This is a genomic window from Micromonospora sp. PRAS1, assembly GCF_059553435.1.
Genome location: NZ_JCANNB010000036.1, coordinates 1 through 12,513, shown reverse-complemented (window position 1 = coordinate 12,513; position 12,513 = coordinate 1). Strand labels below are relative to the sequence as shown.

Annotated in this window: 14 protein-coding genes; 4 read left to right on the top strand and 10 right to left on the bottom strand. The window is 74.3% G+C overall.

All coding sequences use genetic code 11. The features are described from left to right. Window positions 1-11: 11 nt before the first annotated feature. Window positions 12-824 carry a TetR/AcrR family transcriptional regulator gene (locus AC507J_RS25980; RefSeq protein ID WP_496291966.1) on the top strand — a complete coding sequence of 271 codons (813 nt, stop codon included), beginning with the start codon at window positions 12-14 and terminating at the stop codon, window positions 822-824. Between the two features lie 108 nt (window positions 825-932). Here the strand turns inward: AC507J_RS25980 and AC507J_RS25975 are convergent, their stop codons facing one another. Both AC507J_RS25975 and AC507J_RS25970 read right to left on the bottom strand, forming a co-directional pair. Continuing rightward, window positions 933-1,331, bottom strand: coding sequence for a nuclear transport factor 2 family protein (locus AC507J_RS25975; RefSeq protein WP_496291964.1), 399 nt, complete (start codon window positions 1,329-1,331; stop codon window positions 933-935). Between the two features lie 2 nt (window positions 1,332-1,333). Next, window positions 1,334-1,552, bottom strand: a complete 219-nt coding sequence (locus AC507J_RS25970) for a hypothetical protein (protein WP_496291962.1) — start codon at window positions 1,550-1,552, stop codon at window positions 1,334-1,336. A gap of 220 nt (window positions 1,553-1,772) precedes the next feature. Here AC507J_RS25970 and AC507J_RS25965 point away from each other — a divergent pair, with 220 nt between their 5' ends. Next, entirely contained in the window at window positions 1,773-1,964 is a 192-nt protein-coding gene (locus AC507J_RS25965; protein WP_496291960.1) for a hypothetical protein, read from the top strand. 61 nt (window positions 1,965-2,025) lie between these two features. Here AC507J_RS25965 and AC507J_RS25960 read toward each other — a convergent pair whose 3' ends face one another. The 8 genes from AC507J_RS25960 to AC507J_RS25925 all read right to left on the bottom strand — a co-directional run bounded on the left by AC507J_RS25960 (window position 2,026) and on the right by AC507J_RS25925 (window position 10,849). Then, complete coding sequence (locus AC507J_RS25960) at window positions 2,026-3,009, bottom strand: DNA topoisomerase IB (RefSeq protein ID WP_496292068.1); 984 nt, start codon at window positions 3,007-3,009, stop codon at window positions 2,026-2,028. Continuing rightward, on the bottom strand, window positions 2,993-3,946 hold the full coding sequence (locus tag AC507J_RS25955; RefSeq protein ID WP_496291958.1) for a glycosyltransferase family 9 protein: 954 nt from the start codon (window positions 3,944-3,946) through the stop codon (window positions 2,993-2,995). Before AC507J_RS25955 ends, AC507J_RS25960 begins: the two co-directional genes overlap by 17 nt. Next, window positions 3,943-4,632: an SDR family oxidoreductase gene (locus AC507J_RS25950; protein ID WP_496291956.1), complete on the bottom strand. Its 690-nt coding sequence runs from the start codon at window positions 4,630-4,632 to the stop codon at window positions 3,943-3,945. Before AC507J_RS25950 ends, AC507J_RS25955 begins: the two co-directional genes overlap by 4 nt. A 156-nt stretch (window positions 4,633-4,788) precedes the next feature. Further along, window positions 4,789-6,210 carry a PfkB family carbohydrate kinase gene (locus tag AC507J_RS25945; protein WP_496291954.1) on the bottom strand — a complete coding sequence of 474 codons (1,422 nt, stop codon included), beginning with the start codon at window positions 6,208-6,210 and terminating at the stop codon, window positions 4,789-4,791. A gap of 10 nt (window positions 6,211-6,220) precedes the next feature. Beyond that, entirely contained in the window at window positions 6,221-6,895 is a 675-nt protein-coding gene (locus tag AC507J_RS25940) for a D-sedoheptulose-7-phosphate isomerase (RefSeq protein WP_496292066.1), read from the bottom strand. Then, window positions 6,892-8,109 carry a glycosyltransferase gene (locus AC507J_RS25935; RefSeq protein ID WP_496291952.1) on the bottom strand — a complete coding sequence of 406 codons (1,218 nt, stop codon included), beginning with the start codon at window positions 8,107-8,109 and terminating at the stop codon, window positions 6,892-6,894. The genes AC507J_RS25940 and AC507J_RS25935 overlap by 4 nt, the downstream gene beginning before the upstream one ends. After that, on the bottom strand, window positions 8,100-9,071 hold the full coding sequence (locus AC507J_RS25930; protein ID WP_496291950.1) for a glycosyltransferase: 972 nt from the start codon (window positions 9,069-9,071) through the stop codon (window positions 8,100-8,102). The genes AC507J_RS25935 and AC507J_RS25930 overlap by 10 nt, the downstream gene beginning before the upstream one ends. Further along, the gene (locus AC507J_RS25925) at window positions 9,068-10,849 is read right to left on the bottom strand and encodes an HAD-IIIA family hydrolase (protein WP_496292064.1); all 1,782 of its coding nucleotides are present in this window, start codon (window positions 10,847-10,849) and stop codon (window positions 9,068-9,070) included. The genes AC507J_RS25930 and AC507J_RS25925 overlap by 4 nt, the downstream gene beginning before the upstream one ends. Window positions 10,850-11,237: 388 nt before the next feature. On the opposite strand from AC507J_RS25925, the gene AC507J_RS25920 reads away from it, so the two are divergent. Next, window positions 11,238-11,675, top strand: a complete 438-nt coding sequence (locus tag AC507J_RS25920) for an SRPBCC family protein (protein WP_496291948.1) — start codon at window positions 11,238-11,240, stop codon at window positions 11,673-11,675. A gap of 96 nt (window positions 11,676-11,771) precedes the next feature. Continuing rightward, window positions 11,772-12,513 (top strand): polyprenol monophosphomannose synthase (locus AC507J_RS25915; protein ID WP_496291946.1); only part of this gene is annotated, 742 nt, incomplete at its 3' end.

Here is a 12,513-nt window from a genome sequence, read left to right as displayed (position 1 = left end):
CAGAAGCTAGGATGATCGTCAAGACCGGCCTGGGAGGTGGAGTGGGCGACCCCGACGACGACCCGCCCGAGGCGGCGTTGCCCGAGAATGTGGCGCTCGCCTGGGGGCTGCGGGACCGCCCCGCCCGAGGTCCGAAGCGCAGCCTCAGCCTGGAGCAGGTGGTCGCCACCGGGATCCGGGTGGCCCAGGCCGAGGGGCTCACCGCCGTGTCGATGAGCCGGGTCGCCAGCGAGCTGGGCGCGGGCACCATGTCGCTCTACCGGTACGTGCCGACCAAACACGACCTGCTCGACCTCATGGCCGACACCGCGTACGGGCCGCCACCGCCACCGCGCGCCCCGGGCGAGGGCTGGCGGCCGGCGCTGGCCCGCTGGAGCGAGGGGAACCTCGCCGCGCTCCGCCGCCAGCCGTGGATCCGGCACGTACCGATCAGCGGTCCGCCGATCCACCCGAACTCGGTGCGCTGGATGGAGTACGGGCTCGTCGCGCTCCGTGGCACCGGGCTACGGGCCGCCGAGCGGATCTCCACCATCATGCTGGTCAGCGGGTACGCCCGCAGCTGGGCCGTGACCAGCGCCGACCTCGCCGAGGCAGCCGCGCGGACTGGGCAGACTCCGGAGGAGGTGGGCCAGCGCTACTGGCAGCATCTGGCTACGGTCACCGCCCCCGGTCCGTACCCGGCCCTCCACGAACTGATGGCCGAGGCGGGCGCGGACGACGAGGAGGTCGAGGCCGAGTGGCGGTTCGGGCTCGACCGGATACTCGACGGCGTCGAGGCGCTGATCCGCTCCCGCGTCGCCGACCAGCCCCAGCCGGGACGCTGACGAACGCCCACCCGCGCCCCCACCCCTCATGATCGTTGACGTCGGAGCGACTCGACACGCCGAGAAACCAGCAGCCAGAACGTCAACGATCGCCACCCACCGACACCCTCAGGTGAAGAGGGTGGGGGGTGGGGGGAGGCGGCCTTCGGTGGTGTGGGAGTAGTCGCGGGATGCGGTCACCAGTCCAGCGGTGCCGAAGCGCAGGACGGTGCAGCCGGAGGTGGTGAGTGGGCGGTCGTAGGGGTAGGTGATCGCCCAGTACTCGACGGTTGCCAGGTCGCCGTCGACCTGTGGTTCGCCGAACCAGACCTCGGCCGGGCGGGTTTCCTCCGCGAAACACTCCGCCACGTACGCCCGCAGCTCGGCCCGCCCCCGGCAGGGGTGGAACAGCGAGGCCCAGTGGTCGGCGTGCTCCGCGTGCAGGTTGACGATGCGTTCCACGTCCCTGGCGGGCCAGCCGTGCGCCCAGGCATCCGCCCAGCGTCGGGCCGCCTCCCGTACCTCCATGATCATGCTCCTCGGCTCGGTGGTTTCCGCTCTCGACCCCTCGACACGCCTCCCGGCCGGGTTGCCCTCGGCGTGGTCCAGGCCAGAAAGCGCTCGAACAACTCCGCCGGAGTGGGCGGGAAAGCCTCGTGCATCAGGTCCCCGGTCGCGTCGAAGAGAAGCCCGGCCAGGTAGACCGAGAGACCCACCCGGTCCGCGCCGAACTCGACCCGGAGCAACATCCGAGCCACCGGGCACGGCCAAGCCCCGCCGCACGCCCGACACCGCCACCCAGGCCGCTCCGGCAGATGCCGATGCACTGGATGTAACCGACTGAGTGGTTCATGACCGGGTGGCGTGCTCGGAGAGGTCACCCATCCATCCTGCACTCGTAGACTACGATCGTCAACAGCGATCCCGGTTAACGATCGATGATCGATCGGCGCTGCCTACCGTCAACGTGTGGTCGAGTTCGTGGGGATCGCCGAGATCCGGCAGATGCTGGGCGGCGTCAGCCGCGCCCGCGCGTCTGTGGTCGCGTCTCGACGCGATTTCCCGGCCCCGTACCAAGTACTGATCATGGGCCAGATCTGGCGGAAGTCGGATGTGGAGGCGTGGATCAGGAAGCATCGGCCCGAGCTGACGGCGGAGTGACCTCGGCCCGGTGGTAGCTCATGACGAGCACCCCGGCATGCCGAGCCCGCCGGGGTCCCAGTCAGGCTCGCTCCAGCAGGGTGAGCACCGCCTCTTCGGCCTGTTCGCGTGGGGTGTCCGGGGTGACCGGTGCGACCACGCCATCGTGGAAGAGGTCCACCACCCGGGGATCCACGTATGACGTACGCGCCACCGTCGGGGTGTTGCCCAGCAGCTGCGCCACCTCCCGCATCACCCCCGCGACCGCGCGCCGCCGCGCCGTCGCGGAGCGGGCCGAGGTGACCCCGGCCAGTTCGGTGGCGGCCCGTACCGTCGCGTGCCAGGTGCGGAAGTCCTTCGCGGTCATCTCGCCGCCGCTTGCGGTACGCAGGTAATCGTTGATCTCGTCGGCGCGGACGTCCCGCCAGGCGGTCCCGTCCCAGTAGCCGAAGAGTCGCTCGGCCGCCCGGCGTCGGCGGCGCAGGTTCACCAGCACCCGGCACAGCTCCGGATCCTCGACCAGTCGTACCTGCTCGATGCCGCCCTTGGCCGGGAACTCGAAGAGCACGCAGCCGCGCCGGGACCGGGCGTGCTCGGGGCGCAGGGTGGCCACCCCGAACGTCGGGTCATCGCCGGAGGCGTACTGGTCGCTGCCGACCCGGAAGATGCCGGTGTCCAGGAGCCGGGTCACCGTCGCCAGCACCCGCTCCCGGCGCAGCCCCCGCCCGGCCAGGTGGTGACCGACCCGTTCCCGCAGCACCGGCAGCCGGCGCGCCACCTCCAGCACGTGGTCGAACTTCGCTTCGTCCTGCCGCTGCCTCCAGACCGGGTGGTAGAGGTACTGCTTGCGGCCGGCGGCGTCGATGCCGGTGGCCTGGATGTGCCCGTTCGGGTACGGCGATATCCAGACCTCCCGCCACGCGGGCGGGATCACCAGCGCCCGCAACCGGGCCAGCTGGTCGGGGTCGCGCACCGGCTCGCCGCGCGGGTCCAGAAACGACCAGCCCGCACCCCGCCGGCGCCGCGCGTACCCCGGCCGGCCCGGATCGCTACGCCGCAACCGCACGGTCGGCACGTACCACCCGTTCCACCTCGTCCACGGCGGCCAGCACCTCGTCCACGCCGAGCGCGGCCATCGCGGGATGGCTACCTACCCCGTCCCAGCCCGGCCATTCCGCCGGGCCGGCCCAGAGCGCCCGGTGCCGCCGACGCTCCGGCGGCGGCCCCCACCGGCTCGGCGGGACCGGACCGAAGAGCACCACCGAGGCGACGTGGTAGCCGGTGGCCAGGTGCGCCACCCCGGTGTCCCCGCTGACCACCAGGCGGGCGTCGGCGACCAGGGCGGCCAGTTCGTCGAGATCGGTCCGCCCGGCCAGCACCGCCTCCGGCGGCAGTCCGGCGTCGGCGGCCACCCGGGCGGCAGCCTCCCGCTCCCCCGCGCTGCCGGTCAGCACCACCCGGTGCCCCCGGGCGGTCAGCTCCCGGGCCAGCGCCGTGTACCGGCCCGCAGGCCAGCGCTTGGCGGCGACCTTGGAGCCGGGATGCAGCACGGTGACGCCGGTGGGCACACCGGCCCGCTCCGGGCGGCGTAGCTTCAGGTCGCCCGGGTCGGCCGGGATGCCGTACGCGGTCAGCAGCCGGCACCAGCGCGTCACCTCGTGCTCGTCGTCGTCCCACGGTGGCCCGTCGAGGTGCCCGGCGGCGGCGTTGGCGAAGGCGAGCAGGCGGCCGGGCCGGGTGGTGGCGAGCAGCCGGTGCGAGTCCGGTCCCCGGCCGTGCAGGTTGACCGCGACCTCGACCGGCCCGGCGGGGCGGTCCAGCCGGTCCAGCCCGCCGGTCGGCAGCAGCCGGTCGACGCCGCCGACCAGTTCGACAAGCGGCCCCAGCCAGGCCGGCGCGGCGAGCGCCAACTCCCGGTCGGGGTGGGCCGCGCGCAACGCCCGCAACGCCGGGACCCCGGTGGCGAGGTCACCGACGCCCAGGGCACGCAGCGCCAGGATCACGGGTACGACGTCTCCTGCTCGGCGCAGACCACCAGCTCACGAACCGCGCAGCCGGCGGGCTGGGAGAGCGCGAAGAGCACCGCGGCGGCGGTGTCTGCCGGGTCGTTGAGCTTCGCGTCCGGCCCCGGGCGGTACTGCGGATCCCGCTCGTCGAAGAACGCGGTACGCATCCCGCCCGGCACCAGCAGCGTGACGCCGACCCGGCCGGCCAGCTCGGCGGCGAGTGCCCGGGTGAACCCGACCACCCCGAACTTGGCCGCGCAGTACGCCGTCGCGTCACTTACCGCCTTCAGCCCCAGCGTGGACGCGACCGTGACCACGCTGCCCCGGGACGCCTCAAGGAACGGCAGCGCGGCCCGGATCACCGCCGCGGTGGCGAGCAGGTCCACTGTGACGATCCGGTCCCACGTCTCGCCCGGTACGTCGGCGAGCCGGCCGGGCACGTCGATGCCGGCCGCCGTGACCACTGCGTCGAGCCCGCCCACCCGCTCGACGAGCCGCCGGGTGGCCTCCTCCGCGCCCCGGGTGTCGGCCAGGTCGCACTCGATCCACGGCACCCCGTCGGCGGGAGCGCGCCGGTCCAGCACCAGCGGCCGGCCGCCGGCACCGGCCACCGCCGCGACCACCGCCGCACCCAGCCCGCTCGACCCCCCGGTGACAAGCACCGTTTTTCCGACACCGTTCATGCCGGCACTCCGCTTCGCTCCGTGCCGCCATGAGGCACCAACGCACTGAACCGATGACTCGCTCGCTGACGCTCGCTCATGCCGGCACTCCGCTTCGCTCCGTGCCGCCATGAGGCACCAACGCACTGAACCGATGATTCGCTCGCTGACGCTCGCTCATGCCGGCACTCCGGCGGCGCGGGCGGCGGCGATCATCTGGCTGGTGGAACGCCCGTCCAGGTAGGGCACCACAACGGTGTGCCCGCCCCAGCGGTGCAGGATCTCCGCCTCCGGCAGTGCGTCGTCGTCGCCGGTGGCGTAGTCCCCGCCCTTGACCCAGATGTCGGGGCGCAGCCAGGACAGGGCCGCCGCCGGTGTCGGCTCGTCGAAGATCATGACCGCGTCGACGCAGCCCAGCGCGGCCAGCAGCCGGCTGCGGTCGTCCTGGCGCATCACCGGGCGGTCCGGCCCCTTCAGCCCTCGGACACTGGCGTCGGAGTTGAGGCACACCACCAGGCAGTCACCGAGCTGCCGGGCGGCCTGGAGGGTCGCCACGTGACCGGCGTGCAGCAGGTCGAAGCAGCCGCCGGTGGCGACCACAGTTCCGCCGGTGCCCCGGACCCGGGTCACCACAGCGGCGGCCGCGGCCACCCCGACCCGGTCACCGGCGGCCGCCGCGTGCACCGCCTGCGGCGCCCGGCGTACCGGCGGTGGCAGCGCGGTCGCCACACCACCGTCCGCCACATAGGCGGAGGCGTCGGCCACCGCCTCCTGCACCGCCTCGGAGACCACCGCGCCCCGGGCCAGGGCGAGCCCGGCGGTGGCGGCGAAGCGGTCCCCGGCCCCGCAGGTGTCCCCCTCGGCGGCGAGCGGCGCGGGCACCATCAGCGGCGTCGATCCGGCGTGGCTGAGCAGGGCCCCGTCCGCGCCCAGCGTGACCGCGACCGCGCCCGCCCGCCACCGCTGCCGCAGCCGCTCGGCACCCTCGGCGGCACTGGCCAGCCGGGTGGCGGCGGCCGGTACCTCCACCAGCTCGCGTACCTCCGTCTCGTTCGGGGTGACCAGGTGCGCCCCCGACACCGCCGCCGGCCCGCGCGGATGCGGATCCCAGACCAGCGGGGCGCGGGTCGCCGCCAGCGCCGCCCGCAGCGCCGGCTGCCGGGCCACCCCCCGGCCGTAGTCGCTTACCAGCACCACCGACGCCCGCTCGATCGCACGCAGCACCGCCTCGGCGGGTTCACCCGGCTCCCCGGCCCCGCCGCCCCGGTCGTGCCGCAGCAACACCCGTCCCCCGGCCCGCAGCCGGATCTTCTCCGGGGTGGCACCGGCCAGCGGCAGCGGATACACCTGCACCCCGGCGGCGGCCAGCAGCACGCCGAGCCGGGCCCCGCCCGCGTCGTCGGCAAGCGCGGTGACCAGCACCACCTCGGCGTCGTGCAACGCGGCGAAGACGGCGGCAAGTCCCGCGCCCCCGGGCCGGTCGACGTGCACCATCTCGTCGAGCACCGGTGCCGGCGAGTCCGGACAGAGCCGGTTGACGATGCCCTCGACGTCCCGGTCGAGCAGGGTGTCGCCGACCACCACCACGGGTCCCGTCACGGTTGCCTCCTCACGCCTCGACCGCCCGTCCGACGCCGCCGTCCAGCACCACCTCGACCCCGGCCCGTACCGGGCCGGCGGCCGGCGCGGCGGGGACCGTCGGTTCGAGCTGCTCCCGCATCGCCTGTTCGACGTACTCGCAGAGCAGGTGGCTGGAGACCAGATGCAGCTCCTGGACGACCTGGCTCTCCGGCGAGTCCACGGCCAGCACCTCGTGGCAGGCGTCGGCGAGCGGATTCGGTGCCGGTCCGGTGAAGGCCCAGCAGCGCAGTCCGGCGTCCCGCCCGGCGCGGGCGGCGGCGAGCAGGTTGCCACTGCCGCCGCTGGTGGAGAGGAGCAGCAGCACGTCGTCGGGGCGGCCATGGGCGCGGACCTGGCGGGCGAAGACCTCGTCGTAGCCGTAGTCGTTGCCGATCGCGGTAAGTGCCGAGGTCTCGGCGTGCAGCGCGATCGCCGACAGCGGCTGCCGGTCCTCACGCAGCTTGCCGACCAGTTCGGCGGTGAGGTGCTGCGCCTCGGCGGCGCTGCCGCCGTTGCCGGCCACCAGCAGCCGGCCGCCCGCCGTGAGCCGGCGCGCCAGCGCGGCACCCCAGCGGGCGAGCAGCGGCTCGCACCGGCGGTACGGCGGCAGCGCCGCCGCCAGCTGTGCCAGGTGCTCCTCCAGCGGGTTCCCCGTCGGCATCAGGCCACCACCCGGCTCGGCCGGTGCACGGCGGCAACCTCGGCGTAGACCTCGGCGAGCCGCTCGGCGGTGACCGTCCAGGAGTAGTGCTGCCGGGCGCGGGCGCGGGCCGCGCCCGCGTAGGCGAACCGGCGGATCCGGTCGTCGAGCAGCCGTCGCAGCGCCTGGCCCAGCGCCCTCGGGTCCCGGGCCGGCACCAGGTCCCCGGTCACCCCGTCGACCACCGTGTCCCGCAGCCCACCGACGGCGGTGGCCACCACCGGCACCCCGCACGCCATCGCCTCCAGCGGGGTCAGGCCGAAGGGCTCGTACCAGGGCGCGGCGACCAGGATGTCCGCCGACCGGTACCAGCGGCCCATCTCCTCGCGGGGCACCGCGCCGACCAGGCGGACCCGGTCGGCCACGCCACAGCTGCGGGCCAGGGCACGCAGCCGGCGGGCGTACGGGTCGGTCTCCAGCAGGCCGGCCGGCGGCCCGCCCACCACCACGCACTCCGCATCGGGTACGTGCGTCATGGCCCGCACCACGGTCTGGAAGCCCTTGCGTTCCACCAGCCGGCCGACGGTGAGGATCCGGGACCGTCCGGGTTCCTGTTCGGCGGCCGGTCCCAGCGGGGCGAAGGTGGCCAGGTTGACCCCGGACGGGATGACCGTGATCCGGGACCGGGGCACCCCCATCCGGACCAGTTCGCCGACCTCGTCGCGGCACTGGGCGATCACCCGGTCGACGGTGCGGCCCAGCTGGAGTTCGTAGCCGATCCGCCGCGCCGGGCTGGTGTCCTGCACGCCCTGGTGGCGGCGCTTGACGGTGCCGAGCGCGTGGTACGTCTGCACCACAGGTATCCCGGTCTGCCGGCTGGCCTCCAGCGCCGCCAGCCCGCTCATCCAGAAGTGCGCGTGGATCACCTCGGGTGCCCAGTCCCCGCCGCGCCAGCGCTCCACCAGCCACGCGCTGAACGGCCGCATGTGCGGCAGTAGCGCGTCCTTCGCCACCGGCTCGGCGGGCCCGGCCGGCACGTGCACCACGTCGTAGCCGTCCGGGGCGCGTACGGTCACCGGCAGGTCGACCGCGTCCCGGCGGGTGTAGACGCGTACGTCGTGCCCGGCGGCGACGAGCGCGGCCGACAGCTCCGCGACGTGCGTGTTCTGGCCGCCGGCGTCCTCTCCGCCGAGGATGGCGAGCGGGCTGGCGTGCTCCGAGATCATCGCTATCCGCATACTTCCTCCTCCAGGAGCCGGTCCCAGTCGGCGAGGAAACGGTCGAGGCCGTAGCGTTCGCGGGCGGCGGCGTGCGCCTCGGCCCCCGCCCGGCGCGCCCGCTCCGGTTCGGCGACGAGCCGCTCGGCTGCCGCCAGCAGGGCGTCGACCCGGGTGGAGAGGGCACCCGCGCCCGGCGGCACCGCCATCACCGCCTCGGTGGTGGCAAGCGCCACCACCGGCATGCCGATGCTCATCGCCTCGATCAGGCTCAGCCCGAGCGAGGTCCACCGGCACAGGTGTAGGTACGCCCGCCGCCGGGCCAACTCGGCGTGCATCCGGTGCTGCGGCACGTCGTCGTGGCTGGTCAGCCGGTCGGCGGGCAGGCCGAGGTGTTCGGCCAGCCCGGCCACCTTCAGGCCGAAGACGTCAAGCGGGGCGATCTCGGCGAACCGGGGCAGCAGGTCGGTGCCGGTGACCCGCCAGCGGCGTACCGGCTCGTTGATCACCACGGCCAGCCGGTCCAGCTCGCCGGTGTACGCCACGGTCGGCGGCACGATGCCGTGGTCGACGACTGTGGTCCGGGTCGAGCCGGTGTCCCAGAAGAGTTCGTTGAACGCGGTCACGTGCGCGACGAGCAGATCGTCCCGGTCGGCCATCGGATGGCGGCTCTGCGGGACCTGCCCGTCCTTCGGGGTGTTGTGCTCCACGTAGATCGCCGGCAGGTCGCGACCCGGGCGGCGGCCGAGCCACTGGGCCGCCAGGTCGATCTCCTCGGGCCGTTGCAGGATGACCAGGTCCACCTCGGCGTCGCGCAGTTGCTCGGGGCTCACCTCGGCCGCGCTCTCCGGCCAGGTGTAGGTGCGCGCCCGCCCGAGGCCGTACGGCCCCCGGTCCGGGGTGGCCGGTACCAGGTAGCGGTGCTTGCCGTGCACGAACGAGGTGGTCCAGGAGCCGTGCACGTGCCAGAGCAGGATGTTCATCGCGCCCTCCCACCGCCGGCCGGCACCGGTGGCGCGGCCCGCGACACCGCGCCGAGCAGGGCCGCCGGGAGTCCCGCCGGAGCGTGCTGCGGTGTCACGCCCAGCAGCCGCAGGGCGTCGAGGACGGCGTCCGGCTCGACGCCGCTGAGGCAGGGGTGCCCGGGCACCGGGCAGTGCGCGGCCCGGGTGTCGCGGCAGGCGGCGGTGGCGTCACCGAGGCGTACCGTCGGCACCCGCCAGGGCCCCCACTGTCCGAACGGGACGGTCGGGGCGAAGAGACTCACCACCGGTACGCCGTGCGCGGCGGCCAGGTGCGCCGGGCCGGTGTTGCCGACCACCACGGCACCGGCGGCGGCCACGACCGCGGCCAGCTCAGCCAGCCCGGTGCCGCCGCCGAGGTCCACGGCGTGCCGGCCGGCGACCCGGGCGGTGAGTTCCCGCTCCGTCGGGCCGCCGGTGACCACCACACGGTGACCGGCCCCGGCCAACCGCCGGGCGATCCGCTCGGCCACCTCCGGCGGACAGCCCCGGGCCGGCGCGGCCGACCCGGGATGCAGCACCACGTATCCCGGCGCACCGGCCTCGGGTGGCGGCGGTGGCGCCGGACGCAGTCGAAGGTACGGCTCGTCACCGGCGGGTAGCGCGTAGCCGGCCGCGGCGGCCAGCGACAGGGCACGTTCGGCCTCGGGCACGCCGGTCGGCACCCGGTGCCGTACGTCCAGCAGACTTCCCGGATAGTCGTCGCTGATCGCGGCGATCCGCCCGACGCCGGCCATCCGCAGCAGCAGCGCCAGCGGCAGCGGCGACTGGTGGAACGAGGTGAAGATGACCGCCTCGTCGGCGGCGACGGCGGTGAGCCGGTCGACAAGTGCGGCCAGCTCAGCCGGGTCGACCGGGGCGGGCACCGGGTCGATCCACGGCAACGCGTGCTCGACCACCTCGTCGACGCCGGGCAGCAGCTCGGCGGCGGCCCGCCCGCGCGGGCCGCAGAGCAGCACCACCCGTTCCGCACCGGCCGCGACCGCCCGGATGCCCGGCCCGGTCACCAACACGTCGCCCGCCGAGTCCGACCGCACCACAAGCACCGTCCGCCGGGCGGTGGCTCGGGCAGCGGTACGCACCGGCGTACCACCGGCAACGGTGCCGACCGGCGCGGCGGTGGACGGCGCGGTGTCGGTCGGAGCGATGGATGGCGCGGTGTCGACCGGCGTCGCGGACGGCGCGGTGTCGACCGGCGTCGCGGACGGTGCCGATCGCAGCGCCGCCTGGCGACGCAGCAGCTCCGCCACCGCCGACGGCAGGTCGCCGGCCACCCAGGGCGCGGCGGCGATCTCCTCGGCCCGGGTCACCGGCGTCGGCACCAGCAGGCCCGTGGCACCGGCGGCCAGCGCGGCCGTGATGTCGCGGCCGATGTCGCCGATCAGGACGCAGCGGGCCGGTACGGTGCCCAGCGCTTCGGCGGCGGCGTGCACCAGCCCCGGCGCCGGCTTGCGGCAGGCGCAGCCGTCCCCGTCGTCGTGCGGGCACACCTGCCAGGAGTCGAAGGGGCCGAGCAGGGTCTCGATCCGGCGGTGCACCCGGTCCAGTTGCCGCTCGGTGAACAGGCCCCGGGCGAGCCCGGACTGGTTGGTCACCACGGCGAGCTTGAATCCGGCCGCCCGCAACCGATCCAGCGCGGCGCGAGTGCCCGGCATCGGGCGTACCTTGTCCGGATCGCCGTTGTACGGCACGTCCTCGACCAGGGTGCCGTCCCGGTCCAGCAGGACCGCGTCGAACAGGACCGGCCCAGCGTCGGACAGGACCGGCCCAGCGTCGGTGCGGACCGGCCCAGCGTCGGACAGGACCGGCCCAGCGTCGGTGCGGACCGGCCCAGCGTCGGACAGGACCGGCCCGGCGTCGGTGCGGACCGGCCCCGGCCCGGCCCGGCCAGCAGCGGCCAGCACCTCGGCTGACCTACGCTGATCCGACTCCCCATGGTCCTGTCGCACGGGCGGCGGGTTCCCGGCGCCCCGGGGAGTAAACGTCGGTCGCGGCGCGGTGGACGGTACGCGCGTCGGCGGCGCTCGACCGCCGCCCGCGGTGGCCTTACCCACGGCCCCCGAGAAGCTAACCCGCCGGCCCTGTTAGCCAGCGTTGATGCGTGGGTAGGGCAAGGCGGTGGCGATCGTGGAGAGAGTGATCGAGGCCCCCGTCAAGCAGGTCTGGGCGGTACTCGCGGACGGATGGACCTACAGCGACTGGGTGGTCGGCACGGCACACATGCGGGACGTGGACGAGGACTGGCCCCGGGTCGGCTCCCGGCTGCACCACCGCGCCGGACCGTGGCCGTTGTCCCTGGAGGACTCCTCGACCGTGCTCGCCTGCGAACCGGAACGCCAGCTCGTGCTGCGGGCCAAGCTCTGGCCGGCCGGCGAGGCGGTCGTGGTCTTCACTCTCGAACCGGCCGGGCCGAACTCGACCCGGGTGCTGTTGGGCGAGGACTTCGCCGCCGGTCCACTGCGCTGGCTGCGTACCAAGCTCAACGACCTGGTGCTGCACCAGCGCAACAAGGAGACGTTGCGCCGGCTCTCCGACATCGCCCGACGGCAGAAGACCCCGGACTGACCAGGCGCAACGAGCGGGCCGGGGAGCCATTTCCCCCTGGAAGGGACAACTGGCTACGCTCTGGGGGACCCTGTCCGCTGACCGAGGATGTCCCCCATGATCGAACCCGTCCAGTTACCCTCGCCGTGGCGGGACGTGCGGCTGACCGTCGTGGTGCCGACCTACAACGAGGCGGGCAACCTGCCGACGCTTGTCGAGCGACTGCTCGCGTTGCCGCTGCCCGGCCTGAAGGTACTGGTCGCCGACGACAACTCCCCGGACGGCACCGGCGAGGTCGCCGACAAGCTCGCGATCGAGCATCCGGAGCGGATCGAGGTGGTGCACCGGCCGGGCAAGGAGGGCCTCGGCCGGGCGTACGTGGACGGGATCGGCCGGGCACTCGACGGCGGGGCCGAGTACGTGGCCCAGATGGACGCCGACCTGTCCCACCCGCCGGAGGCGCTGCCGGGCATGCTCGGCGCCCTGCTCTCCACCCAGGCCGGCGTGGTCATCGGCTCCCGCTACGTCCCCGGCGGTGAGTTGGACGAGAACTGGCCGCTGTACCGGCGGGCGCTCAGCGGCTGGGCGAACCTCTACGTGCACACGCTGCTGCGGGTGCGGATCCGGGACCTGACCGCCGGTTTCAAGATCTGGCGGGCCGACGCGCTGCGCGACATCGGGCTGGAGCGGGTCCAGTCCAACGGCTACAGCTTCCAGGTCGAGATGCACTACCTCGCCACCAAGCTGGGGCACACCATCCTCGAGGTGCCGATCCGGTTCGAGGAGCGCCGCGACGGCGCCTCGAAGATGACCACCGCCACCAAGATCGAGAGCGCGCTGATGCCCTTCAAACTCCGAA

Bases quoted from the DNA above. Each gene is read 5' to 3' on its own strand.
- AC507J_RS25980 (WP_496291966.1), top strand. From the start codon at position 12: ATGATCGTCAAGACCGGCCTGGGAGGTGGAGTGGGCGACCCCGACGAC.
- AC507J_RS25975 (WP_496291964.1), bottom strand. From the start codon at position 1,331: ATGGAGGTACGGGAGGCGGCCCGACGCTGGGCGGATGCCTGGGCGCAC.
- AC507J_RS25970 (WP_496291962.1), bottom strand. From the start codon at position 1,552: ATGTTGCTCCGGGTCGAGTTCGGCGCGGACCGGGTGGGTCTCTCGGTC.
- AC507J_RS25950 (WP_496291956.1), bottom strand. From the start codon at position 4,632: ATGAACGGTGTCGGAAAAACGGTGCTTGTCACCGGGGGGTCGAGCGGG.
- AC507J_RS25935 (WP_496291952.1), bottom strand. From the start codon at position 8,109: ATGCGGATAGCGATGATCTCGGAGCACGCCAGCCCGCTCGCCATCCTC.
- AC507J_RS25930 (WP_496291950.1), bottom strand. From the start codon at position 9,071: ATGAACATCCTGCTCTGGCACGTGCACGGCTCCTGGACCACCTCGTTC.